This is a genomic window from Roseateles sp. (assembly GCF_019237615.1).
Classification (GTDB): domain Bacteria; phylum Pseudomonadota; class Gammaproteobacteria; order Burkholderiales; family Burkholderiaceae_C; genus Pelomonas.
Genome location: NZ_JAFAGT010000092.1, coordinates 64786 through 87590, shown reverse-complemented (window position 1 = coordinate 87590; position 22805 = coordinate 64786). Strand labels below are relative to the sequence as shown.

At 70.4% G+C, this 22805-nt stretch carries 23 protein-coding genes and 1 pseudogene; 14 read left to right on the top strand and 10 right to left on the bottom strand.

What is annotated here, in order from left to right; genetic code table 11:
- From JOY88_RS19420 to JOY88_RS19410, 3 genes and pseudogenes are all read right to left on the bottom strand, one after another.
- Positions 1-398, bottom strand: a pseudogene (locus JOY88_RS19420) (hypothetical protein); the annotation flags it as partial.
- A 165-nt stretch (positions 399-563) separates the two neighbouring features.
- Positions 564-1211 (bottom strand): RNA polymerase-binding protein DksA, encoded by a 648-nt coding sequence (gene dksA / locus JOY88_RS19415; protein ID WP_293504287.1) that lies wholly within the window; start codon positions 1209-1211, stop codon positions 564-566.
- Between the two features lie 154 nt (positions 1212-1365).
- Positions 1366-2421: a CobW family GTP-binding protein gene (locus JOY88_RS19410; protein ID WP_293504286.1), complete on the bottom strand. Its 1056-nt coding sequence runs from the start codon at positions 2419-2421 to the stop codon at positions 1366-1368.
- A 115-nt stretch (positions 2422-2536) separates the two neighbouring features.
- On the opposite strand from JOY88_RS19410, the gene JOY88_RS19405 reads away from it, so the two are divergent.
- The 7 genes from JOY88_RS19405 to JOY88_RS19375 are packed head-to-tail and all read left to right on the top strand — an operon-like array spanning position 2537 to position 10209.
- Positions 2537-3418 (top strand): CorC family transporter, encoded by an 882-nt coding sequence (locus tag JOY88_RS19405; protein ID WP_293504285.1) that lies wholly within the window; start codon positions 2537-2539, stop codon positions 3416-3418.
- On the top strand, positions 3415-4857 hold the full coding sequence (gene lnt, locus JOY88_RS19400; RefSeq protein ID WP_293504284.1) for an apolipoprotein N-acyltransferase: 1443 nt from the start codon (positions 3415-3417) through the stop codon (positions 4855-4857). The genes JOY88_RS19405 and lnt overlap by 4 nt, the downstream gene beginning before the upstream one ends.
- Before the next feature lie 29 nt (positions 4858-4886).
- Positions 4887-5816 carry a glycine--tRNA ligase subunit alpha gene (gene glyQ, locus JOY88_RS19395; protein ID WP_293504283.1) on the top strand — a complete coding sequence of 310 codons (930 nt, stop codon included), beginning with the start codon at positions 4887-4889 and terminating at the stop codon, positions 5814-5816.
- On the top strand, positions 5816-7948 hold the full coding sequence (glyS, locus tag JOY88_RS19390; protein WP_293504282.1) for a glycine--tRNA ligase subunit beta: 2133 nt from the start codon (positions 5816-5818) through the stop codon (positions 7946-7948). Before glyQ ends, glyS begins: the two co-directional genes overlap by 1 nt.
- A 7-nt stretch (positions 7949-7955) precedes the next feature.
- Positions 7956-8600 (top strand): D-glycero-beta-D-manno-heptose 1,7-bisphosphate 7-phosphatase, encoded by a 645-nt coding sequence (gene gmhB / locus JOY88_RS19385; RefSeq protein ID WP_293504281.1) that lies wholly within the window; start codon positions 7956-7958, stop codon positions 8598-8600.
- Entirely contained in the window at positions 8600-9394 is a 795-nt protein-coding gene (locus JOY88_RS19380; RefSeq protein ID WP_293504280.1) for a lysophospholipid acyltransferase family protein, read from the top strand. Before gmhB ends, JOY88_RS19380 begins: the two co-directional genes overlap by 1 nt.
- Positions 9395-9399: 5 nt before the next feature.
- A complete protein-coding gene (locus JOY88_RS19375) occupies positions 9400-10209 on the top strand; it encodes a M48 family metallopeptidase (RefSeq protein ID WP_293504279.1) in 810 nt (269 codons plus the stop codon).
- 193 nt (positions 10210-10402) lie between these two features.
- On the opposite strand, the gene JOY88_RS19370 is transcribed toward JOY88_RS19375, so the two are convergent.
- Complete coding sequence (locus tag JOY88_RS19370) at positions 10403-11461, bottom strand: MBL fold metallo-hydrolase (RefSeq protein WP_293504278.1); 1059 nt, start codon at positions 11459-11461, stop codon at positions 10403-10405.
- A gap of 50 nt (positions 11462-11511) precedes the next feature.
- Here JOY88_RS19370 and JOY88_RS19365 point away from each other — a divergent pair, with 50 nt between their 5' ends.
- Entirely contained in the window at positions 11512-11919 is a 408-nt protein-coding gene (locus JOY88_RS19365; protein WP_293504277.1) for a MerR family transcriptional regulator, read from the top strand.
- Positions 11920-12058: 139 nt separating this feature from the next.
- Positions 12059-12778: an energy transducer TonB gene (locus JOY88_RS19360; protein ID WP_293504276.1), complete on the top strand. Its 720-nt coding sequence runs from the start codon at positions 12059-12061 to the stop codon at positions 12776-12778.
- Positions 12779-12793: 15 nt separating this feature from the next.
- Here JOY88_RS19360 and JOY88_RS19355 read toward each other — a convergent pair whose 3' ends face one another.
- Positions 12794-13708 (bottom strand): LysR family transcriptional regulator, encoded by a 915-nt coding sequence (locus tag JOY88_RS19355; protein WP_293504275.1) that lies wholly within the window; start codon positions 13706-13708, stop codon positions 12794-12796.
- A 59-nt stretch (positions 13709-13767) separates the two neighbouring features.
- Between JOY88_RS19355 and JOY88_RS19350 the strand changes: the two genes are divergently transcribed.
- The 3 genes from JOY88_RS19350 to JOY88_RS19340 are packed head-to-tail and all read left to right on the top strand — an operon-like array spanning position 13768 to position 15923.
- A complete protein-coding gene (locus JOY88_RS19350; protein WP_524539238.1) occupies positions 13768-14436 on the top strand; it encodes an FMN-dependent NADH-azoreductase in 669 nt (222 codons plus the stop codon).
- Between the two features lie 9 nt (positions 14437-14445).
- Positions 14446-15315: a pirin family protein gene (locus JOY88_RS19345; RefSeq protein WP_293504273.1), complete on the top strand. Its 870-nt coding sequence runs from the start codon at positions 14446-14448 to the stop codon at positions 15313-15315.
- Entirely contained in the window at positions 15312-15923 is a 612-nt protein-coding gene (locus JOY88_RS19340; protein ID WP_293504272.1) for a DUF938 domain-containing protein, read from the top strand. The genes JOY88_RS19345 and JOY88_RS19340 overlap by 4 nt, the downstream gene beginning before the upstream one ends.
- A 13-nt stretch (positions 15924-15936) precedes the next feature.
- On the opposite strand, the gene JOY88_RS19335 is transcribed toward JOY88_RS19340, so the two are convergent.
- Genes JOY88_RS19335 through JOY88_RS19320 form a run of 4 tightly spaced genes read right to left on the bottom strand, consistent with a single transcriptional unit; the run spans position 15937 to position 19991 of the window.
- Positions 15937-16446 carry an O-acetyl-ADP-ribose deacetylase gene (locus tag JOY88_RS19335; RefSeq protein ID WP_293504271.1) on the bottom strand — a complete coding sequence of 170 codons (510 nt, stop codon included), beginning with the start codon at positions 16444-16446 and terminating at the stop codon, positions 15937-15939.
- A 2-nt stretch (positions 16447-16448) separates the two neighbouring features.
- Positions 16449-17180 (bottom strand): ABC transporter ATP-binding protein, encoded by a 732-nt coding sequence (locus JOY88_RS19330; RefSeq protein WP_293504270.1) that lies wholly within the window; start codon positions 17178-17180, stop codon positions 16449-16451.
- On the bottom strand, positions 17177-18952 hold the full coding sequence (locus tag JOY88_RS19325) for a branched-chain amino acid ABC transporter ATP-binding protein/permease (protein ID WP_293504269.1): 1776 nt from the start codon (positions 18950-18952) through the stop codon (positions 17177-17179). Before JOY88_RS19325 ends, JOY88_RS19330 begins: the two co-directional genes overlap by 4 nt.
- 1 nt (position 18953) lies before the next feature.
- On the bottom strand, positions 18954-19991 hold the full coding sequence (locus JOY88_RS19320; RefSeq protein WP_293504268.1) for a branched-chain amino acid ABC transporter permease: 1038 nt from the start codon (positions 19989-19991) through the stop codon (positions 18954-18956).
- A gap of 157 nt (positions 19992-20148) precedes the next feature.
- Here JOY88_RS19320 and JOY88_RS19315 point away from each other — a divergent pair, with 157 nt between their 5' ends.
- Positions 20149-22074 (top strand): AsmA family protein, encoded by a 1926-nt coding sequence (locus JOY88_RS19315; RefSeq protein ID WP_293504267.1) that lies wholly within the window; start codon positions 20149-20151, stop codon positions 22072-22074.
- Positions 22075-22107: 33 nt separating this feature from the next.
- Entirely contained in the window at positions 22108-22269 is a 162-nt protein-coding gene (locus JOY88_RS19310; protein ID WP_293504266.1) for a DUF1328 family protein, read from the top strand.
- Positions 22270-22285: 16 nt separating this feature from the next.
- Here the strand turns inward: JOY88_RS19310 and JOY88_RS19305 are convergent, their stop codons facing one another.
- Positions 22286-22759 carry a hypothetical protein gene (locus JOY88_RS19305; RefSeq protein ID WP_293504265.1) on the bottom strand — a complete coding sequence of 158 codons (474 nt, stop codon included), beginning with the start codon at positions 22757-22759 and terminating at the stop codon, positions 22286-22288.
- Between the last annotated feature and the right edge of the window lie 46 nt (positions 22760-22805).

Below are 22805 nucleotides of genomic sequence, written 5' to 3'. Positions count from 1 at the left end.
GACTGCGTGCCGGAGAAGGTCCGGTCGCCGACCATCTGCTGCTCGATCGCGTCGATCTTGTCCTTGACGCGCGGATCGATCTTCGAGTTCAGCTCGCTGTTCGTGCGCTCGACCTCGTCCAGCCGCGAGGAGGAGGAGCCCAGCGCGGCGAGCTGCTCGGGCGTGAGGCCTTCGCGCCGGATGCGGCGCAGCATGTCCAACTCGCGCTTGCGCACGAAGTCGTTGCGGCGCTTGCGCTCCACCATGGCGCGCAACTCGGCCTTGGCGAGGTCGCCCTCGGGGTCGTCCTGGCGCGAATTGATCTCCGCCCAGTCCGTCGTCGGGTTGGCCACGAAGCGCGCGACCTTGCGGAAGAAGCTGTCGCCTTCCTTGGGGTCTGCGGGCTTGGAGTCGGACATATCTCTGAATATCCCTTAGACGCGCCGACCAGAGTTTGCGGGCCGAGCGCCGGGCCACTCCCAAGCCGACCCGTCCTGACGATTTGCTTGCCGGCCAAGCCGGCAAGCATCGCCGTCCCCACGGGGGACCGGCCAAGGCGAGCCTTGGACGAGGGGCAACATTGATCAGTCCCCGAACATCTTCTGCTTGAGCTCGCGGCGCTGCTGCGCCTCGAGCGACAACGTGGCCGTCGGGCGGGCGATCAGGCGGCCGAGGCCGATGGGCTCGCCGGTCTCGTCGCAGTAGCCGTAGTCGCCGCTGTCCAGGCGCGCGATGGACTGCACGATCTTCTTCAGCAGCTTGCGCTCGCGGTCGCGGGTGCGCAGCTCCAGAGCATGCTCTTCCTCGATCGTGGCGCGGTCGGCCGGGTCGGGGACGATGGTGGTGTCCTCGCGCAGATGCTCGGTGGTCTCGCCGGCGTTGGACAGCACCTCGTTCTTCAGGCCTTCCAGCTTGGCGCGGAAGAACTCGATCTGCTTGGCATTCATGTACTCCGCGTCCGGCATGGCCAGGACTTCGGCATCGCTCAGCTCGGCGCCCGGCTTGGTCTTCCAGGCGTTGGCGAGCTTGGGGTCGCCCTTGGCGGCCACGCGCGGCGCGTCGTCGGCGTGGTTCGCACCCCGCGCGGGCGGTTTCGGCGGAGCAAAGCGGTCGGCGAAGCGGTTCGCCGGTGCGGGCGCCTCCAACGTGGCGACGTCGGCGCCGGCATCGGTCTTCTTCACACCCTTGGTGGTGGATGCGGCGGCGGTTTTGGGGGCCGGGATCTTGCTCACTGTCTTCTCCTCGCTCAGGGCACGCATCGGCGCGGTGTCAGACCTTGATCTCACTGCTTTCCAGCCGGCGGCCCGATTTTGAGCGCGGCGGATTGTAGCCATCAGGATTCAAGCGTCTGCGCATCCAGGAAAGATGGCCACCAAGGGCCAAAATTCACGCCAGGCAGCCCTCCAAACCTTGCATCAGCACATCCTTCGGCAAATCGATGCCGATGAACACCATCTTGCTCTGCTTTTTCTCTCCCGGCATCCATTTCGGGCCGAGATCGGAACCCATCATCTGGTGCACGCCCTGGAAGATGACCTTCTTGTCCGTGCCCTTCATGTGTAGGACACCCTTGTACCTGAGCATCTTGGGCCCGTAGACCTGCACGATGGCGCCGAGGAAGTCCTCCAGCTTGGCCGGGTTGAACGGCTTGTCCGAGCGGAAGACGAAGCTCTTCACGTCGTCTTCATGGGCGTGGTGGTGCGGGTGGTCGCAATGCTCGCCATGCTCATGGTCGTGGTGCTCGTGGCCATGGTGGTGGTCGTGGTCGTCCGCCTTCAGGAAGTCGGGATCAATCTCCAGCTTGGCGTTCAGGTTGAAGCCGCGCAGGTCGAACACCTTGCTGAGCGCCACCTCGCCGAAATGCGCCGTCTGGATGGGCGCGCGCGGATTCATGTGCTTGATGCGGTGCACCAGGGCATCGACGGCTGCCGGTTCCACCAGGTCGCTCTTGCTGACGAAGATCTGGTCGGCGAACCCCACCTGCATGCGCGCTTCCTGGCGGGTGTCGAGCTGGGCCTCGGCGTGCTTGGCGTCCACCAGCGTCAGGATGGAGTCCAGCAGATAGCTTTCGGCGATCTCGTCGTCCATGAAGAAAGTCTGGGCCACGGGGCCCGGGTCGGCCAGACCGGTGGTCTCGATGACGACGCGCTCGAAGTCCAGCTCGCCCTTGCGGCGCTTGGCGGCCAGGTCGGACAGCGTCGTACGCAGGTCCTCGCGGATGGTGCAGCAGACGCAGCCGTTGCTCATCTGGATGATCTGCTCATTGGTGTCCGACACCAGGATGTCGGTGTCGATGTTCTCCTCACCGAACTCGTTCTCGATGACTGCGATCTTCTGGCCGTGCGCCTCGGTCAGCACGCGCTTGAGCAGCGTGGTCTTGCCGGAGCCGAGAAAGCCCGTGAGGATGGTTGCGGGGATGAGGCCGTTGGCTGGGGAGGACATGGCGGGAACCGTTTCGGAAAGAAGGCAGCCAAGATAGGGGCTGGCCGCGGGGAAGCAAGGGTTTGTCAAACCAATCGGCTATTCTGTCCCTTCCGCAATATCCTGACAGCTCCCCTTGAGCGAACCTCATTCAGGCCGGCCCCCAGTTCGCGGGGCCGCCAAACCACCGGCCGAGGCGCGCAGCCTGCTGGAGCGCATGCTGGAGTTCCTGCACCCCGGCCCCGACTCCAAGACCGAACTGATCGAGACCCTGGCCGATGCCGAGCATCGCGAGCTGATCGAGCCCGAATCGCGCCAGATGCTGGAGGGCGTGCTGCGCATGGCCGAGCTGTCGGCCGGCGACGCCATGGTGGCCGCGCCGCGCATGGACCTGCTGGACATCGACGCGCCCTATGACGAGTTGCTGCACATCGTCATCGACAGCGGTCACTCACGCTTCCCCGTCTTCGATGGCAGCCGCGACAACATCATCGGCATCCTGCTCGCCAAGGACCTGCTGAAGGTGCAGCGCGCGCCTGGGCTCAACATCCGGACGCTGCTGCGCCCCACCGTCTTCGTGCCCGAGAGCAAGGGCCTGAACGAGCTGCTGCGCGACTTCCGTTCCAACCGCAACCACCTTGCCATCGTCATCGACGAATTCGGCAACACGGCAGGCCTCATCACCATCGAGGACGTGCTGGAGGAGATCGTCGGCGAAATCGAGGACGAGTTCGACGAGCAGAGCTCCGACACCGGCATCTACACGCTGGCCGACGGCAGCCAGCGCGTGGCCGGCGACGCCAGCATCGCGGCCGTCAACGGCGCCTTCGACCTGGCGCTGCCGGACAACGACTTCGACACCATTGGCGGCCTCGTCGCCCACGAGCATGGCCGCGTGCCTCGCCGGGGCGAGGCCGTCGACGTGGCCGGCCTGCGCTTCACGGTGATGCTGACCCGCGGCGGCGCCGTGCGCTGGTTCAAGGTCACCCGCGCGCCCGAGCCAGAGTCCGAGGCGTGAGGGCCGGCGTCGCCGCCACGGCCGCGCTGGCGGCCGGCCTGCTGCAGACCGCCTCCTTCGCGCCGACCGAGGCCTGGTGGGCGCAGATCGCCGCGCTGGCGCTGCTGTTCGGCGTGGTGGCGCGCGCCACGCCCAAGGTCGCCGCTGCCTGCGGCGCGCTGTTCGGCTGGAGCTGGCTGGCTTCTGGCCTGTGGTGGCTCTACATCAGCATGCACCAGTTCGGCGGCATCCCCTCTTTGGCCGCCGCGCTGGCCGTCGGGCTCCTCGCCGCCTTCTTGTGCGGCTACTACGCGCTGGCCCTGGGCCTCACGGCACGCTGGATCGCGCCCGGCCGCTGGCGGCTGCTGGCCTTCGTGCCGGCCTGGCTGCTGGCCGAACTGGCACGGGCAAGCTGGTTCAGCGGCTTCCCGTGGATCGCCTCCGGCTACGCCCACACGGTCGGTCCGCTGGCCGGCTGGGCGCCGTGGATAGGCGTCTACGGCATCACGGCGATGGGCGCGCTGCTGGCGGCCGGTCTCGCCCTGCTGCGCGAGAAGGCCTGGAAGTTCGCCGTGCCGGCCCTGCTGCTGCCGCTGGCCGGCGCGCTGCTGCCGCAGGGCTTCACGACGTCGACCGGCCACCTGGCCGTGTCGCTCGTGCAGCCCAGCATCCCGCAGGACCAGAAGTTCGATGCCGGCCGCTTCGCCGCCAACCTGGAGATACTGGCCCGCCTCGTCGAGTCGGCCAGGGGCGGGGTCGTCATCACGCCCGAATCCGTCGTGCCGCTACCGCTGGTCGAGCTGGACCGCGCGACGCTGGAGCGCCTGGCCCGCCCCGAGCGCCCCGTGCTGCTGGGAAGCTTCCTGGGCAACGCGGACGAGGGCTTCGTGAACTCCGTCGTCGCACTGGGCGCCGACTACCACTACGGCAAGCGCCACCTGCTGCCCTTCGGCGAATTCATCCCGCCCGGCTTCGGCTGGTTCGTGCATGCGATGGACATCCCGCTGGACGACCAGGCCCGGGGCGACCACCAGCGACCCTGGGTCCTCGCGGGCCAGCGGCTGCGGCCGCTGATCTGCTACGAGGACCTGTTCGGCGAGGACTTCGTGCAGAGCGCCGTCGGGCCGCTGGCCGCGACCGTCTTCGTCAACGTCAGCAACCTGGCCTGGTTCGGCACCGTGATGATCCAGGACCAGCACCTGCAGTTCTCGCAGATGCGGGCCCTCGAATTCCAGCGCCCGGTCGTGCGCTCGACGAACACCGGCGCGACCGCCGTCGTCGACCACCGCGGCCACGTCACGGCCCGCCTGCCGGCGCTGGCGCGGGGCGTGCTGGAGGCCGACGTCGAAGGCCGCAGCGGCAGCACGCCCTATGCCCGCTGGCTCGCCGCAGCCGGCCTGTGGCCGCTGTGGGTGATTGCGCTGCTGGCCCTGATCGGACTGAGGAAGGCGGCCCAATAGAATCGGCCACCCCCTTTCAGTCCCATCTCATGCTGACCTTCCAGCAAATCATCCTGACGCTTCAGGACTATTGGTCCAAACAGGGCTGCGCCCTGCTCCAGCCCTACGACATGGAGGTCGGCGCCGGCACCAGCCACACGGCCACCTTTCTGCGCGCCCTCGGCCCCGAGCCCTGGAAGGCTGCCTATGTGCAGCCCAGCCGCCGCCCCAAGGACGGTCGCTACGGCGACAACCCGAATCGCCTGCAGCACTACTACCAGTACCAGGTGGTGCTCAAGCCCGCGCCGGCCAACATCCTGGAGCTGTACCTGGGCTCGCTGGAGGCACTGGGCTTCGACCTGAAGAAGAACGATGTGCGCTTCGTCGAGGACGACTGGGAGAACCCGACGCTCGGCTGCTGGGGCCTGGGTTGGGAGGTGTGGCTGAACGGCATGGAGGTGACGCAGTTCACCTACTTCCAGCAGGTGGGCGGCATCGACTGCAAGCCCATCACTGGCGAGATCACCTACGGCCTGGAGCGCCTGGCCATGTACCTGCAGGGCAAGGAATCGGTCTACGACCTGGTGTTCACCGACGGGCTGACGTATGGCGACGTGTTCCACCAGAACGAGGTGGAGCAGTCGACCTACAACTTCGAGCACAGCGACGTGGACTTCCTGCTCGGCGCCTTCGCCGCGCATGAGAAGCAGAGCAAGCACCTGATGGAGCAGGCCCTGGCCCTGCCCGCCTACGAGCAGTTGCTGAAGGCCGGCCACAGCTTCAACCTGCTGGACGCGCGCGGCGCGATCAGCGTGACCGAGCGCGCCGCCTACATCGGCCGCATCCGCAACCTGGCCCGCGCCGTGGCGCAGAGCTATGTCGACAGCCGGGCACGGCTGGGTTTCCCTATGGCCCCCAAGGCCTGGGCTGACGAAGTGGTCGCTCAGATCGAACTGAAGAACAAGAAGGCGGCCGCGTGATGACGAACCTGCTCGTTGAACTGTTTGTCGAAGAGCTGCCGCCCAAGGCGCTGAAGAAGCTGGGCGAGTCCTTCGCCACCGTGCTGGCCGACAGCCTGAAGGCGCAAGGCCTCGCCGCCGCCGATGCGGCCGTCACGCCTTTCGCGTCGCCGCGCCGCCTGGGCGTGCATGTCACCGGCGTCGCCGCCAAGGCCGCCGACAAGGCCCAGCAGCAGAAGCTGATGCCTGTCGCCGTCGCGCTGACCGCCGACGGCCAGGCCACGCCGGCGCTGCTGAAGAAGCTCGCCGCCGTCGGCGCCGGCCCGGAGGTCGTGCCGCAGCTCAAGCGCCAGCCCGACGGCAAGGCCGAGGCGCTGTTCTGGGACAGCGTGCAGCCCGGCGCGACGCTCGCCCAGGGCCTGCAGAAGGCGCTGGATGAGACGCTGGCCAAGCTGCCCATCCCCAAGGTCATGACCTACCAGCTGACCGACGGCTGGACCGATGTGAAGTTCGTGCGCCCGGCCCACGGCCTGATTGCGCTCCACGGCAGCGAGGTCGTGCCCGTCCAGACCCTGGGCCTGGCGTCCGGCCGCACCACGCAGGGCCATCGCTTCGAGGCTGCCCAGCCCACCGTCAGCATCGAATCCGCCGACAGCTACGCCCGGCAGCTGTTCGAGCAAGGCGCCGTCATCGCCGGCTTCGCCGAGCGCCGCGCCGAGATCTCGCGCCAGCTCAAGGGCGCCGCCGATGCGCTGAGCCTGACGCCGATCGACGACGACGCGCTGCTGGACGAAGTCACCGCCCTGGTCGAGCGCCCCAATGTCTTGACCTGCGCCTTCGAGCCCGAGTTCCTGGCCGTGCCGCAGGAATGCCTCATCCTGACGATGAAGGCCAATCAGAAGTACTTCCCGCTGCTGGACGCGCAGGGCAAGCTGACCCGCCACTTCCTGGTCGTCAGCAACATCGCGCCGGCCGACGCCAGCGCCGTGACCGGCGGCAACGAGCGCGTCGTGCGCCCGCGCCTGGCCGATGCCAAGTTCTTCTTCGACCAGGACCGCAAGAAGACGCTGGAGTCACGGCTGCCCGGCCTGGGTAAGGTCGTCTACCACGGCAAGCTGGGCTCGCAGGGCGAGCGCGCCGAGCGCGTGCGCGCCATTGCGCATGCCATCGTCAACCAGCTCAGCATGGCGACGCTGCCCTACACGGTGGAGGCCGACGACGAGTTCAAGGTGCTGGACAGCAAGGTGAAGCAGGCCGCGACACTGGCCAAGTGCGACCTGCTGACCGACATGGTGGGCGAGTTCCCCGAGCTGCAGGGCATCATGGGCGGCTACTACGCCCGCCACGAGGGCCTGCGCGACGGCGTCGCCATCGCCATCGAGGACCACTACAAGCCCCGCTTCGCCGGCGACGCGCTGCCGCGCAACCACACCGGCACGGTCGTCGCACTGGCCGACAAGCTGGAGACGCTGGTGGGCCTGTTCGGCATCGGCCAGCTTCCCACCGGCGACAAGGATCCGTTCGCGTTGCGCCGCCATGCGCTGGGCGTCATCCGCATCCTCGTCGAGAAGAACCTGCCGCTGGAACTGCCGGCGCTCATCGACGCCGCCGTGCCACCCTTCGGCGAGCTGATCACGAACCCGCGTGACGCGCTGCTGGGCTTCTTCGCCGACCGCCTGGCCGTTAGCCTGCGCGACCAGGGCTACAGCGCCCAGGAGGTCGACGCCGTGCTGGCTCTGAACCCCACGCGCCTGGGCGACGTGCCCAAGCGCCTGGAGGCCGTGCGCGCCTTCGCGGCCCTCACCGAGGCCGCATCGCTGGCTGCCGCAAACAAGCGCGTCGGCAACATCCTGAAGAAGGTCGACGGCGAGCTGCCCACCGAGGTCAAGGCAGAGCTGCTGCAGGCAGCCGCCGAGCAGGCGCTGGCGACAGCCATCGCCGGCGTGCAGCCGCAGGCCGACACGCTGTTCGCGCAGCACGACTACACCGGCTCGCTCAAGGCCCTGGCCGCCTTGAAGGGCCCGGTCGACGCCTTCTTCGACGACGTGATGGTCAATGCCGAAGACCCGGCGCTGCGCGCCAACCGCCTCGCGCTGCTGGGTCGCCTGCATACGGCGATGAACCGGGTCGCCGACCTGTCGCGCCTTGCCTAAGACTGCAATGCGCGCCGACCACGCCCACGGCATGAAGCTCGTCATCCTCGGCCGCGACGGCACGATCAACCGCTACCGCGACGATCACGTCAAGGCGCCGGAGGAACTCGACCCCCTGCCAGGCGCACTGGAGGCGGTGGCCCGCCTGAACCACAACGGCTGGCACACCGTGCTGGCCACCAACCAGGCCGGCATAGGCCGCGGCCTGCTGGACATGGCCTCGCTGAACGCCGTTCACCTGCACCTGAACCAGCTGCTGGCCGAGAAGGGCGGACGGCTGGACGCTGCCTTCTTCTGCCCGCACACGCCCGAGGAAGGCTGCGACTGCCGCAAGCCGCTGCCCGGCCTCATCAAGCAGATCGGCGAGCGCTTCGACGTCGAGCTGGACGCCGTCCACATGGTCGGCGCCTCGCTGACCGACCTGCTGACGGCGCAGAACGCTGGCTGCATACCGCACCTGGTGCTCAGCGGCCCGTTGGGCGTGCTGGAGTCGCACCAGTTGCAGGAGGTGCTGGCCAGCGTGCCCGGCGCGCGCGTGCACGCCGACCTGGCCGCCTGCGCCGAAGCCATCATCCAGGAGGGCCGCCGCCGCGCCGCCGAAGAGCGCGGCCAGGCCCTGCCCCCCGACACCCAGGCCGGAGACCTGAACTGATGTCCACCGTGCTGAGCGCCATCCGCTCGCTGATCTTCGTCGCCGTCCTCATCGTGACGGTCATCCCCTGGGCGCTGGGCGTGCTCGTGCTGTCCATCTTCCGCCGCGGCGACCCGGTCTACTGGGCCTGCGCCGGCTGGCTCAAGGTCGCCATCTGGAGCGCCCGCTTCATCTGCGGCGTGCGCTGGCGCATCCACGGCATGGAGAACCTGCCGCCCGCCGAGGACCGCCGCGCCGGCGTCGTGCTGCTGTCCAAGCACCAGAGCACCTGGGAGACCTTCGCCTACCCGGCCCTGCTCAGCCACCCGCTGGCCTATGTGTTCAAGCGCGAACTGCTCTACGTGCCCTTCTTCGGCTGGGCCATGGCGCGCATGGACATGATCCACATCGACCGCGGCCGCCGCACCGAGGCCTGGAACAAGGTGCTGACCCAGGGCAAGCGCCTGGGGGGGCAGGGCAACTGGGTCATCATGTTCCCCGAGGGCACCCGCATCCCGCGCGGCCAGGCGGGCGACTACAAGAGCGGCGGCACGCGCCTGGCCATCGAGGCCGGCCTGCCCGTCGTGCCCATCGCAGCCACCGCAGCGCGCTGCTGGCCGCGCAAGAGCTTCCTGCTCAGGCCCGGTGTCGTCGACATCTCCATCGGCCAGCAGATCCGCCCCGAGGGCCGCGAGCCGGCCGAGATGATGCGCGAGGTCAGGGACTGGATCGAGGCCGAGATGCGCCGCCTCGATCCCGAGGCCTACGCCGACCCTCAGCCCGCCGGCGTCGCCGGCGCCGCCCATCCCCACTGAGCTCCATGCCGCCCAAGCGCCCGGCTCCCCTGCTGCAGGACAGCCAGCTGTCGCTGTTCGACGTGGCACCGGAGATCACGCCGGCGGAGCCCGGCGCGCCGCGCTCGCGGCGCGAGCTGTGGCTGGGCCAGCACCGCGTCGGCTACGAGCTCAAGCGCGCGCGCCGGCGCTCGATCGGCTTCGTCGTCGGCCCGCAGGGCCTGCGCGTCAGTGCGCCACGCTGGGTGCCCATCGCCGAGATCGAACGCGCGCTGCACCACAAGGGTGAGTGGATCCTGCGCAAGCTCGTCGAGCAGCGCGAGCGCCAGCAGCGCATCCAGTCCTCGCGCATCGAGTGGCTGGACGGCGGCAGCCTGCCCTACCTCGGCGCTCCGCTGACGCTGGTGCTGGCCCCCGCCGAACGCGAGGTGGTCTGGGACGACGGCTCGCGCCAGCTGCGCCTGCCACTGCCCCCCGGCGCCTCGGCCGAGCAGATCCGCGACCTCAGCCAGTCCTGGCTGCAGGCCCGCGCGCGCGAGGACTTCCTGCCGCGCTGCCGGCGCTTTGCAGAGGCGCTGGGCGTGACGATGAAGACGCTGCGCCTGTCGTCGGCCCAGACCCGCTGGGGCAGCGCAAGCGCCGACGGCAGCATCCGGCTGAACTGGCGCCTCATCCACTTCGCGCCGGCCATCATCGACTACGTCGTCGCCCATGAACTGGCCCATCTGCGCGAGATGAACCACAGCCCGGCCTTCTGGGACACCGTGCGCTCCGTGCTGCCTGATTTCGAGCGCTCCCGCGAGGCGCTGCGCGAGGAATCCATCGTCGTGCAGTGAGCCTGGCGGGCCGGTGAATATTCCCCCCGCGCTGTCACCCCGGCGCCTTCACGGTCAGCAACACTCCTGCCGACGCTGTCACCACAGGTACCGAGGGCCGGCCCAGCCGGAGCAAGTCAAAGGGAGAGAAGGTACCGGGCAGAGACGCCGCCTCCGGATTGCCGGTGGCGGCGTTTCACTTTGGGCGGCGCGTTCAGGCGGGCGAGAAGCGGTAGACGCCGTCGGCGCCCAGTTCGCGCTTCAGGTCGCCCTGCAGCCACAGCGCGTTCAGGTGGGCGATCGCCTCGCCCATCGCGAAGGTGGTCTGATGCAGGTCCAGCTTGCGCTTGAACAGCACGGACAGCAGGCCGGCCGCATGCGTGGGCGCGGCGGCGCAGGCGGTCACCACCTCGGCCAGGCGCTCGTCGTGGTGCTCGCGCAATTGGTCTATGCGCTGGTGCAGGCCGGTGAAGGGCTTGCCGTGCGACGGCAGCACCAGCGTGTCCGCCGGCAGCGCCAGGTAGCGGGCCAGCGAGTTCAGGTACAGCGTCAGAGGGTCCGCCTCGGGCTCGACGTCGACGACCGACACGTTCGTCGAGATGCGCGGCAGCACCATGTCGCCACTGATCAGCAGCTGGGCCTCGTCGCAGAACAGGCTGATGTGCTCGGGCGCATGGCCGTAGCCGGCGATACAGTGCCAGACGCGCCCGCCAATCTCGACCTCCGTGCCGTCCATCAACCGCCGGAAGCTGGCCGGCACCACGGGCACCATCTTGGGGTAGTAGTCGGCGCGGGCGCGGATCTTGTCCAGCGACTCCGGATCGGTCAGTCCATGGCTGCCGAAGAAGGCCGCGGCCGACGCGCCGCCCATGCCCACCGTCGAGCTGCTGGCCAGGCGCGCAAGGTTGAAGTCCGTCGCGCTCATCCAGAGGCGGCAGCCCCATTTCTCCGTCAGCCAGTGGGCCAGGCCCAGGTGATCGGGGTGGAAGTGCGTTGCGATGACGCGCAGCACCGGCAGGCCATCCAGGCGTTCGGCGAACACCTTTTCCCAGTTGGCCCGCGTGTCATCGCTGGCGATGCCGCAGTCGACGATGGTCCAGCCCTCGCGGCCATCCTGGTGGTCGCGCAGCAGCCACAGGTTGATGTGGTCCAGCGCAAAAGGCAGGCCCATGCGCACCCAGCGCACGCCGGGTGCGAGGTCCAGCGCCTCGCCGGGCTGGGGCAGGGTATCGCCCAGGGGATAGTGGAGTTCGGATTCGCGTGCGTTGGCCATGGCGGGGTCGACTGGTTTTAGACTGACGTTTACGTCAATCGAGTGTAGCCATGCCCCCTCGCCGCCCTGTCTCCGCCGCGACCGAAGCCCCACAGCCCACGTACACGATCACGGAACTCGCCGCCGAGTTCGACATCACGCCCCGCGCCATCCGCTTCTACGAGGACATGGGCCTGCTGGAGCCCGGCCGCAAGGGCCGCAACCGCGTCTACACGCCGCGCGACCGCACGCGGCTCAAGCTGACGCTGCGCGGCAAGCGCCTGGGGCTGGCGCTGCAGGAGATCAAGCAGCTGGTCGACATGTACGACAGCCAGGCCAGCGCCGCGCCGCAGTTGCGCGCCTTCCTGGCCATCCTGGCCCAGCACCGCGACCAGCTCGAGCAGCAGCGTCACGACATCGAGGTCACGCTGGCCGAGATCCAGCAGCACGAGAAGCGCTGCCGCGCCCTGCTGGCCTGAGCGTGACGCTTTGCCGGGAGTGCTCTGATTTCTGCTTTGAGCGGGGCAAACCCCACTGACGCGCTGGGCAAGCCTGACTAGAGTCCGCCGCTCGACCGGGTGCCCCCGCCCCGGCTCGAACCGTCTCTGTGGAGCTGTCATGACGCCTGGACCGCGCCCCGCCCTGGGGCTCGCCCTGCCCGCCATCGCGGGCGCCCTGCTGATGCTGGCCCAGCCCGCCGGCGCCCAGCAAGACGCCCCCAAGGCCGAGGGCATGGAGCGCGCGCAGAAGGCCGCCGATGCGGTCTTCCACTGGATCAAGCTGCACGCCGACAAGCCCGCCCCCCGGCCGCAGCCCGCACCGGCACCCGCGCCGAAGAAGTCGGCGCCCGTGGCCGCCACCCCCAGGCCCACGCCGGTCGCCGTGGCCACGCCGGCCGCGACGGCCTCGACCGCGGCGGCGCCGCCGCCCGTCATCGCCGCTCGGCCCGAACCCGAGCCCGAGCCCGACCGCGAGCCCGTCGTGCTCGCCGCCGCCGCACCGACGCCCGCCCCCGCGGCGCCCATGGCCGCTGCGGCCCAGGCCATGGAGCCGCCAGCCGCCGCACCGGAACAGGCCGAGGAGTCGCTGCAGCTGCTGTCCAAGGTCGACCCCGCCATGCCGCGCCAGCTGCAGCAGACCAGCTTCCGCAACGGCTACGCCCAGGTGCAGTTCACCGTCGCGCCCGATGGCTCGGTCCGGCAGGCCGCGGTCATCAAGGCCAGCCATTCGCGCCTGGGCACCGCCGCCGTGGAAGCCGTGCGCCAATGGCGCTTCGCCCCGTTGCGCAAGGCCCGCGAGGCCGCCGTCGAGATTGCCTTCAGCAACGAGGGCGACTGACCCGGGCCCACGGCATCAGGCCGGTGGCACCGGGCAGGTAGCCAGCAGGGCCGACATCGCCTCCAGGAACACCCGGGTGCGCAGTGGCATCAGCCGCCGCTCCGGGAACACCGCCCAGCAACTCGAGCCTGGCAGGTGCCAGTCCGGCAGCAGGCGCTGCAGGCGGCCAAGCGCCAGCGCATCGCGGACCATGAGGCGGTCGATGCCGGCGATGCCGACGCCGCTCTCTGCCAGCTGTGCAAGCAGGCTGGGAGCGTTGGCCAGCGTGCGCTGTGCCGGCCGCACAAGGTAGGGCTCGGCGCCCTCGCGCTGGAGCTGCCAGGGCACGGGCTCGCCGGTGCGGGTCAGCAGCATCAGCCCGTGCATGCTGTCCAGTGCCTGCGGCAGCAACGGCTCGCCGACTCGCTCGAGGTAGGCCGGCGACGCGTACAGGCCCCAATGCGTCGTCGTCAGCAGCCGCGCGGCGAGCTGGCTGTCCTCGTCCAGCTGGCCCATGCGGATGACCAGGTCGAAGCCCTCGCCGATCAGGTCCACGCGGCGGGGCGTCAGGTCCAGCTCCAGTTGCACCTCCGGGTAGCTTCGCGCGAATTCGGCCAGCATGCCGGCGGCCACCTGCTGGGCGAAGTCCGCCGGCATGCTGACGCGCAGCCGCCCGCTGGGCCTGCGCTGGCGGTGCAGGGCCAGCGCCAGCGCGCCATCCACCTCGGCGGCGACGACGCGCGCATGTTCCAGCACGCCTGCACCGAAGTCCGTCAGCGACAGCTTGCGCGTACTGCGCTGCAGCAGCTTCTCCCCGAGCCGCGCCTCCAGCGCCGCGATGCGCCGCGAGACAGTGCTCTTGGGCCAGTGCACGCGCTCCGCGGCGCGGCTGAAGCTGCCGGCCTCCATGACGCGGGCAAACAGCAGCAAATCGTCGGCGTCGGATTCCATATCGCCCTCATTGATCCATTGACGGAACAATCTTATGCAATCCAACGGCTTCCGAACGCATGGACGCAACTCTAGAGTTCATTCCATCGCAACCCCTCCCTCCAGGAACCCGTATGAACATCCTGCAAATCAACTCCAGCGTCCGTCGCCTGCAAGACGACCAGGGCTCGGTGTCCACCCGCCTGGCCAATGAGCTGACCGCCGGCCTGCGCGCCGCCCACCCGGCCGCGACCGTCACCGTGCGCGACTTCGCGGTCAGCCCCCTGCCCGCGCTGGACGAGGCCACCCTCGGCGCGCTGTTCACGCCGGCCGAGGCGCGCAACGCCGAGCAGGCCGCCCGCGTCGCGCTGAACGACCAGCTCATCGCCGAGCTGTTCGCTGCCGACGCCGTCGTCATCGGCGTGCCCATGATCAACTTCAACGTCAGCGCCCAGCTGAAGAACTGGATCGACGCCATCGCCCGCGCCGGCGTCACGTTCAAGTACGGCGAGCAGGGGCCCATCGGCCTCGTCACCGGCAAGAAGGTCTACGTCGTCAGCGCCCGCGGCGGCATCCACCGCGATCAGCCCACCGACCAGGTCGTGCCCTATCTGCGCACGGTGCTGGCCTTCCTCGGCATGACCGACGTGGAGTTCATCTACGCTGAGGGCCTGAACATGGGCCCCGAGATCGCCGGCCGCGGCCTGAGCTCGGCCCGCGCCCAGATCACCGAACTGCTCGCAGCCTAAGGAAACACCATGAGCACCGTCGCCACCCCCCTTCTGAATCAACCGCGCGAGGTCGAGCGCCTCGTCGCCGGTCAGCCGACCAGCGACGGTGCCGGCGTCAAGCTCAACCGCGTGCTGGCCAACAACCTGCAGCGCCGGCTGGATCCCTTCCTGATGCTGGACCACTTCGGCACGGACAACCCGGACGACTACATCGCCGGCTTCCCCGACCATCCGCACCGCGGCTTCGAGACCATCACCTACATGCTCAACGGCCGCATGCGCCATCGCGACTCGGCCGGGCACGAGGGCCTGATCAGCGACGGCGGCGTCCAGTGGATGACCGCCGGCCGCGGCGTCATCCACAGCGAGACCCCCGAGCAGAACGAGGGCCGCATGGCCGGCTTCCAGCTCTGGCTCAACCTGCCGGCCAAGGACAAGATGCGCGAGCCCTGGTACCGCGACATCACGGGTGCCGAGGTGCCCGAGTTCGAGCGGGACGGCGTCAAGGTGCGCGTCATCGCCGGCGAAAGCCATGGCGTGGCCGGCGCGGTGCAGCGCGAGCACACCGAGCCCCTCTACCTGGACCTGAGCCTGGCGCCAGGCGCCCGCTTCGAGCAGCCGCTGCCACCCGGCTTCAACGCCTTCGTCTACGTCTTCGAGGGCGGGCTGAAGTTCGAGTCGGGCTGCGCGGTGCAGCCGGGCCGCATGGCCATCCTGGCCAACACGCCCGGCAGCGACGGCGTGCGCCTGCAGGCGGGCGACGCCCCCACGCGCGCGCTGCTCATCGCCGGCCGGCCGCTGAACGAGCCCATCGCGCAGTACGGCCCCTTCGTGATGAACACCGAGGCCGAGCTGGTGCAGGCGGTGCGCGACTTCCAGGCCGGGCGGCTGGCTTGAACGGCGAACAACGCCGCCACAGCCCCGCCGCCGAGCGCAACGGGCCGCCCATCCTGGCGGCCCTGCAGCGCCTGCTGCCGGCCAGCGGCCTGCTGCTGGAGATCGCCAGCGGCACCGGCCAGCATGCGGCGTTCCTGGGCGCCGGCCTGCCCGGCTGGCAATGGCAGCCCAGCGACATGGAAGCCACGGCCTTCGCGTCGATCGCGGCGTGGGGCGAAGGCATCGCCAACGTCCGCCAGCCCGTCCTCCTGGACGTGCTCGATGCCGACTGGTCGCAGGCCCCGCCCCAGGTCGACGCGATCTACTGCGCCAACATGATCCACATCGCGCCCTGGGCCTGCACGGCCGCGCTGATGCGGGGCGCCGCGCGGCATCTGGCGCCGCGTGGGCTGCTGATCACCTACGGGCCCTACTTGATCGACGACGAACCCACCGCGCCGAGCAACCTCGCCTTCGACGCCGACCTGCGCGCGCGCAACCCGGACTGGGGCATCCGGCGACTGGCCGACGTGACGGCCGAGGCTGCGGCTGCCGGCCTGCGCCTGCGGGAGCGGCTGGACATGCCGGCCAACAACAAGCTGCTGGCATGGACGCGCGCAGCCGCCTGACCGCGCCCGCGCATCAGGTGGCCAGCACGGCTTCGTAGACCCGCAGGTCTTGCGCCGAGAAGCAACAGAAGATCACCTCGCGCAAGCCGGGCCAAGCCGCGGCCGCCTCTTGCACCGTCGCCACCGCGATGCGCGCGGCCTGCTCGATGGGATAGCCGTAGATGCCGGTGCTGATGCTCGGGAACGCGACCGACGCCGCGCCCAGCCCGCCGGCCAGCGCCAGGCTGCGCCGATAGCAGGACGCCAGCAGTTCGGCCTCGCCCTGCGCGCCACCGCGCCAGACCGGACCGACCGTGTGGATGATGTGCGCCGCCGACAGGCGGTAGCCATGCGTGATCTTGGCATCGCCGGTCCTGCAGCCGCCGAGCAAACGGCATTCGTGCACCAGCTCCGGCCCGGCCGCACGGTGGATTGCGCCATCGACGCCACCGCCGCCCAGCAACGACGAATTCGCCGCGTTGACGACGACGTCGACCGCCAGCGTCGTGATGTCGGCGCGGCGCGCCTGCAGGACCGGCGCCAAGCTCAGTCCTTGCGCCCTGCGCCGAGGTAGGTCTCGATGACGCGCGGGTCCGCCGCGAGCTGGTCCGCCGGTCCGCTCAATCCGAACTCGCCGGTCTCCAGCACATAGGCGTGGTCGGCCACGCGCAGCGCGGCGCGGGCGTTCTGTTCGACGAGCAGGATGCTGACGCCCGTGGCGCGCAGGTCCTCGACGATGGTGAAGATCTCGCGCACGATCAGCGGCGCCAGGCCCAGGCTGGGCTCGTCCAGCATCAGCAGCTTGGGCTGGCCCATCAACGCGCGGCCCAGGGCCAGCATCTGGCGCTCGCCGCCGGACAGCGTGCCGGCCGCCTGCATGCGGCGCTCCTTCAGGCGCGGGAAGCGCGCGTAGACGCCCTCCAGGCCGTCGCGCCACAGCCGGTCGCCCAGCTTCCTGGGGCGCCAGCCGCCCAGCAGCAGGTTGTCCTCCACCGTCATGGTGCCGAACAGCTCGCGCTTCTCGGGCACCAGGGCCAGGCCGGCGAGCACGCGCTCCTCCAGCGTCAGCCGGGCGATGTCCTCGCCCGCGAAGCGCAGCGTGCCGCTGCGCGACGGCAGCAGGCCCATCAGCGCGCCCAGCAACGTGGACTTGCCGGCGCCATTGGGGCCGATGACGGTGACGACGGTCTTCCCGGCGGCCGAGAAGCTCAGGCCCTGCAGCACCTCAGCGCGGCCGTAGCCGGCATGCAGGTCCTTGACCTCCAGCAGCGCGCTCATTCGTCGGCCCCCAAATAGGCCGCGCGCACGGCGGGGCTCGCCTGCACCTCGGCGGGCGTACCGTCCATCAGGTAGCGGCCGAATTCCATGACGACGATGCGGTCGGTCAGCTTCATGACGAAGTCCATGTCGTGCTCGACGAGCAGCAGCGACAGGCCCTCGGCCTTCAACTGCTTCAGCACCTCGGCGAGGGCTTCCTTCTCCTTGTGGCGCAGGCCGGCGGCGGGCTCGTCAAGCAACAGCAGCGAAGGGTCGCTGGCCAGCGCGCGCGCGATCTCGACCAGGCGCTGCGGGCCGAGCGCCAGGTTGCCGGCCAGCTCGTGCGCCTGCTCGGCCAGGCCGATGCGACGCAGCTGGCGCATCGCCTCGGCGCGTGCCAAGGCCTCCTCGGCGCGGTCCAGACCCAGCATCGCGGCGACCGTACCGCTCCTGGTGCGCAGGTAGCAGCCCAAAGCTACGTTCTGCAGCACCGTCATGTCGGGCACGAGCTTCACGTGCTGGAAGGTGCGCGACAGGCCGGCGCGCGCGATGTCGCGGCTGCCGCGCCCGTCCACGCGCTGGCCCAGCAGCTCGACCTCGCCCGACGTCAGCGGCAGCACGCCGGAGACGAGGTTGAAGGTCGTGCTCTTGCCCGCGCCGTTGGGGCCGATGAGGCCGACGATGTCGCCGGCGCGGATCGCGAAGCTGATGTCGTTGACGGCCACCAGCCCGCCGAACTGCTTGCGGATCCTGCGCACGTCCAGCAGCGCCGCGCCGCGCTCAGGGTGGCTGCGCGAGCCCAGGCGCGGCGCGCCCTCGTCGACCGGACGCATGCCACGCGCCGGCAGCCAGCGGGCGATCAGCGGCCACAGCCCGTCCGGCGCGAAGCGCAGCACCAGCACCAGCACGACGCCGAAGACGATGATTTCGTAGTTGCCCGAGCCGCCGAAGATCATCGGCAGCCAGACCTTGAGCTGGTCCTCGGACAGCTTCACCAGCGCCGCGCCGGTGAAGGCGCCGCCGACGGTGCCGATGCCACCGAGCACGGCCATGAACAGGTACTCGATGCCGAACTTGATGCCGAAGGGCGACGGGTTCACGCTGCGCTGCATGTGCGCATAGAGCCAGCCAGACACCGACGCCAGCAGCGCCGCCACGACGAACATCACCAGCTTGTAGCGGAAGGTGGATGCGCCCATGGCCTCGGGCATCGTCGCGCCGCCGCCGCGGTTGGTGTTGAGCGCGCGCATGATGCGGCCGGGCCGCGAGTCCAGCAGCCGCGTGACACCGATCGCCGCCAGCAGCGCAGCGCCCCAGATCAGCAGGTAGATGCGACGCTCGCTCTGGAAGCTGAAATCGCCCAGCTGGACAGCCGGCAGGCCCAGCAGGCCGTCGTACTTGCCCAGGGGCTCCAGGTTGCCGACGAGGTAGTACAGCGCCAGGCACCAGCAGATGGTCGCCAGCGGCAGATAGTGGCCCGACATGCGCAGCGTCAGCAGGCCGATGACCAGCGCCAGCACCAGCGTGACGCCGAGGCCGACGACGAGGCCCAGCCAGGGCGACAGGCCCATCGCCACGGTCATGTAGCCGGTGGCATAGGCACCCACGCCGGCGAAGGCCGCCTGGCCGAAGGACGTCAGGCCGCCGACGCCGGTCAGCAGCACCAGGCCCAGGACGACGAGGGAGAACAGGCCGATGTAGTTGAGCTGCGTGATCCAGAAGTCCGGCACCGGCACGAAGGGCAGGACGAGCAGCACGGCCGCGGCCGCGATGGTCAGATGGGTACGCGTCATCTCAGTGCTCCTCGTGGTGCGGGTCGACGAAGGACCGCCACAACAGCACGGGGAGGATGACCGTGAACACGATGACCTCCTTGAACGCGCTCGCGTAGAACGAGCCGAAGCTCTCGATGAGGCCCACGCCGATGGCGCCGGCGAGCGCCATCGGGAAGCTGGCCAGGCCGCCGAAGACCGCGGCGACGAAACCCTTCAGGCCGATCAGGAAGCCGGTGTCGTAATAGATGGTCGTCGACGGCGAGATCAGCAGGCCCGACAGCGCGCCGATGAAGGCCGCCAGCGTGAAGCTCAAGCTGCCGGCCGCGTCGCCCGAGATGCCCATCAGCCGCGCACCGGTGCGGTTGACCGACGTGGCGCGCAGCGCCTTGCCGGTCAGCGTGCGCTCGAAGAACACGAACATCGCGACGATCAGCGCGACGGACGCACCGAAGATGATCAGCGTCTGGCCGGTCAGGCTCAGCGGGCCGACGTCGAAGCGTGCCTCCCAGAACGCCGGCGTGCGGTAGCCCTCGGCGCCAAAGAACACGAGGCCGATGCCGGTCAGCGCGAAGTGCACGCCGACCGAGACGATGAGCAGCGTCAGCACGCTGGCGCTGGACAACGCGCGGTAGGCCAGCCGGTACAGCAGCGGCCCCATCGCCGTGACGATGGCCAGCGTCAGCAGCACCTGCAGCCACAGCGCGGGCTGGTGTGCCACCAGCAGCGGCATGAGCCAGGCCACGGCGACCGGGAAGCCCAGCGTCTTCAGCAGGCCCATGGCGATCCTGGCCGCGGCCCGGCGCTCGCGCAGGCCTTGCACCAGGTCCAGCAAGGCCGCGGCCACGGCCAGCAGCAGCAGCAGCCAGACCGTGCCGGGCACCTTGCCCATCTGCAGCGAAGCCAGCGTCAGCGCGCCGAAGGCGACGAACTCGCCCTGCGGGATGAAGATGATGCGGGTGACCGAGAACACCAGCACCAATGCAAGGGCGACAAGGGCATAGATGGCCCCGTTGGTCAGGCCGTCAAGGCCCAGGATGGCGGCGATCGTGAAGTCCATGGCGGCGCTTGGTGTGAGCCTGCCATGGTATCGACGATTTGCCGACCGAACGGTCGGGAATTCACCCAGGGCGGGACGCGCGCCACAGGCCCAGTCCTACGCGCGCGGGCGCGCCCGTCCCACGCCCGCCGCGTCGGGTGGCCCCCAGCATGGATGCATGAAAGTCGCCGCCAAGACCGTCGGCGCCGTCGTGCTGGCCGTCCTTGCCGCCGGGTCCGCCATGGAGGGCGCCGGCTGGCCCGGCCTCGCGCCCTGGCTGGCCGCCAGGGCCGGACACGGCCTGGACATGGCGGGCGACTCAAGACTGCACCTGCTGCTCACCCCCAGCCTCGAGGCCGCGCGGCTGCGCGTCACCGGCAGCCAGGGCGAGGCGCTGGCCGACGCCCGGGGCCTGCAGCTGAACTGGCAGTGGCGCGACCTCTGGGCCTGGCGGCAAGGCGCGCCGCTGCGGCTGCGCCGCGTGCAGGCCGACGAGCTGCTGCTGAACTGGCAGCGCGACGCTGCCGGCCGCACCGCCTGGCCCCTGCAGCCCGGCGGCGAGCGCCACGAGCCGACCGAGCTGCCGCGCATCGACCACCTCGTCATACGCCAGGGCGTGGCCCATCTGGACGACGCGCCGCTGCAGCTGCAGGGCGACGCCCGCTTCGCCACCCAGGCCGACGGCCGCTGGACGGCGACGCTGCAGGGCAGGCTGCGCGGCCAGCAGCTCGCGCTCAGGGCCGAGGCCGGCGCGGGCCTGGCGCTGCTGGCACCCGCGGAGGCCGGCCTGCCGCCGGTGCAGCTCAGTGCCGAGCTGACCCAGCGCAACGGCCGCCTGAGCTTTGCCGGCAGTGCCGCCTCGCTGCTGGATGCCCGCGCGCTGGACGGCCAGCTGCAGGTGCGCGGCGACTCGCTGGCCGACATCGGCCGGCCCTTCAACCTCACGCTGCCCAACACGCCGCCGCTGGTGCTGAGCGGGCGGCTGCGGCACGCGGCGGGTGTCTGGCAGCTGGACGGCGCCCGGGCGCGCATAGGCCGCAGCCAGCTGGGCGGCGACTTCGCGGTCGACACCCGCCCGTCCCGGCCCCTGCTCAGCGGCCTGCTGCGCGGCGGCCCGCTGCGCCTGGCCGACCTCGGCCCGGCCTTCGGCACGGACACGCCGCCCAGCCGCCCCGGCCGCGTGCTGCCCGACCGGCCCTGGGACCTGCCCTCGCTGCGCATGATGGACGCCCGCGTGGCCGTGGCCCTGAGCCAGCTGGACCTGGGCAGCGCACGCCTGGCGCCACTGGCGCCCGTGAATGCCAGCCTGGTGCTGGAGGACGGCCTGCTGAGCCTGCGGGGCCTCAGTGCCGGCATCGCGGGCGGAGAGGCCTCGGGTTCGGCGCGGCTGGACACCCGCCCCAGCCCGCCCCAGTGGCGGATGGCCCTGGGCGTGCGCGGCATGGCCGTCGAGCAATGGCTCAGGGTCCAGACCCGCCGGCTGGCACCGGACCCGCTGAGCGGCCGGCTGCGCGCCGACATGGACGTGCAGGGCCGAGGCCGCAGCCCGGCCGAGTTGCTGGGCAGCCTGGACGGCCCCCTGCACCTGCAGCTGGACGGCGGCAACCTCTCCCGGCTGCTGACCGAGGCCGCCGAGCTGGACCTGGCCCAGGGCCTGGGCGTGTTGCTGCGCGGCGATCGCAAGCAGCCGTTGAACTGCGCGCGCCTGGACGGCGGCTTCAGGGCCGGTGTGCTGCGGCCGCGCTCGGCCGTCATCGACAACCGCGACAGCCGCATCGACATCGACGGCCGCATCAGCCTGGCCGACGAGACGCTGGACCTGCGCGTCGTCGCCCGGCCCAAGAGCTTCTCGCCGCTGACGCTGCGCTCGCCGGTGCGCGTGCAGGGCCGCCTGGGCGCCCCGCATGTGACCCTTGAAGGCCGCGCACTGGGCGGCAAGGCCATCGCAGCCGTCGCGCTGGGCGCGCTGGCGCCGCCCGCCGCGCTGCTGGCCTTCGTCGACCCCGGCGAGAACCTGCCCCCGGTCAGCTGCGACGCAGCGTCAGCGCCCGCCTACCCCGCGGCGAGGCCGGAGCCGGCACACCCATCCCGGGTCGCGCCTTAGATTGGCCAAGCCCCCCAACCCAAGGAGAACCCCATGCTGCGTTACGCCATCGTCTTCTTCGTCATCGCCCTCGTGGCCGCCCTGTTCGGTTTCGGCGGCATCGCCGCCAGTGCGGCGGGCATCGCCCAGCTGCTGTTCTACGGCTTCGTCGTCCTGGCCGTCGTCAGCCTGGTGGTGGGCCTGTTGCGCCGATAGCGGGCGCCGCGCGAGTTCAGCGGCCGCGGTGCGGCTGCTCGTGCACGGCGTCGAGGAACTCGCGCAGCATCGCCCCGCAAGGCCCCTGCGGACACAGGAACAGCCCCTCCGCCTCGGCGGGCACGTCGGCCGGGAAGCCCAGCGTGCCCAGGGAGCCCAGCGCATCGCCGCACAACGCCACGGTGCGGCCACAACGCCAGGCCATCTTCAGCAGGGCCTGCAGCTTGGCGCAGCCGGTAGGTGCAGCCCAGGCATCCGAGTTCAGCACGATGAGGCCGTCCGCCCAGTCGGCCGCCGCCGGCGGCTCGCCGAATTCGTCGTCCAGGCGCCAGTCCAGCCGGTGGACATGGCGGTCGCCGGCCAGTTCCTCCAGGTCGGCCTCGGCGCAGCGCATCACCTCGGCCGTGCCGACGACGCAGATCAGGATCTCGGCCTCCGGCGCCTGGAGCCTGCCCCGCGATCCGGGCCCGCAGTCTGTCGCGGTCGTCATGTTGGGGCTCCGCAGTCGAGGATGGAGCCACTCTGGCGCCGCTGCG

Coding starts and splice junctions, on each gene's coding strand:
- JOY88_RS19410 (WP_293504286.1), bottom strand. CDS start 2,421: ATGTCCTCCCCAGCCAACGGCCTCATCCCCGCAACCATCCTCACGGGC.
- glyQ (WP_293504283.1), top strand. CDS start 4,887: ATGCTGACCTTCCAGCAAATCATCCTGACGCTTCAGGACTATTGGTCC.
- glyS (WP_293504282.1), top strand. CDS start 5,816: ATGACGAACCTGCTCGTTGAACTGTTTGTCGAAGAGCTGCCGCCCAAG.
- gmhB (WP_293504281.1), top strand. CDS start 7,956: ATGCGCGCCGACCACGCCCACGGCATGAAGCTCGTCATCCTCGGCCGC.
- JOY88_RS19380 (WP_293504280.1), top strand. CDS start 8,600: ATGTCCACCGTGCTGAGCGCCATCCGCTCGCTGATCTTCGTCGCCGTC.
- JOY88_RS19375 (WP_293504279.1), top strand. CDS start 9,400: ATGCCGCCCAAGCGCCCGGCTCCCCTGCTGCAGGACAGCCAGCTGTCG.
- JOY88_RS19370 (WP_293504278.1), bottom strand. CDS start 11,461: ATGGCCAACGCACGCGAATCCGAACTCCACTATCCCCTGGGCGATACC.
- JOY88_RS19365 (WP_293504277.1), top strand. CDS start 11,512: ATGCCCCCTCGCCGCCCTGTCTCCGCCGCGACCGAAGCCCCACAGCCC.
- JOY88_RS19360 (WP_293504276.1), top strand. CDS start 12,059: ATGACGCCTGGACCGCGCCCCGCCCTGGGGCTCGCCCTGCCCGCCATC.
- JOY88_RS19355 (WP_293504275.1), bottom strand. CDS start 13,708: ATGGAATCCGACGCCGACGATTTGCTGCTGTTTGCCCGCGTCATGGAG.
- JOY88_RS19350 (WP_524539238.1), top strand. CDS start 13,768: ATGGACGCAACTCTAGAGTTCATTCCATCGCAACCCCTCCCTCCAGGA.
- JOY88_RS19345 (WP_293504273.1), top strand. CDS start 14,446: ATGAGCACCGTCGCCACCCCCCTTCTGAATCAACCGCGCGAGGTCGAG.
- JOY88_RS19330 (WP_293504270.1), bottom strand. CDS start 17,180: ATGAGCGCGCTGCTGGAGGTCAAGGACCTGCATGCCGGCTACGGCCGC.
- JOY88_RS19325 (WP_293504269.1), bottom strand. CDS start 18,952: ATGACGCGTACCCATCTGACCATCGCGGCCGCGGCCGTGCTGCTCGTC.
- JOY88_RS19320 (WP_293504268.1), bottom strand. CDS start 19,991: ATGGACTTCACGATCGCCGCCATCCTGGGCCTTGACGGCCTGACCAAC.
- JOY88_RS19315 (WP_293504267.1), top strand. CDS start 20,149: ATGAAAGTCGCCGCCAAGACCGTCGGCGCCGTCGTGCTGGCCGTCCTT.
- JOY88_RS19310 (WP_293504266.1), top strand. CDS start 22,108: ATGCTGCGTTACGCCATCGTCTTCTTCGTCATCGCCCTCGTGGCCGCC.
- JOY88_RS19305 (WP_293504265.1), bottom strand. CDS start 22,759: ATGACGACCGCGACAGACTGCGGGCCCGGATCGCGGGGCAGGCTCCAG.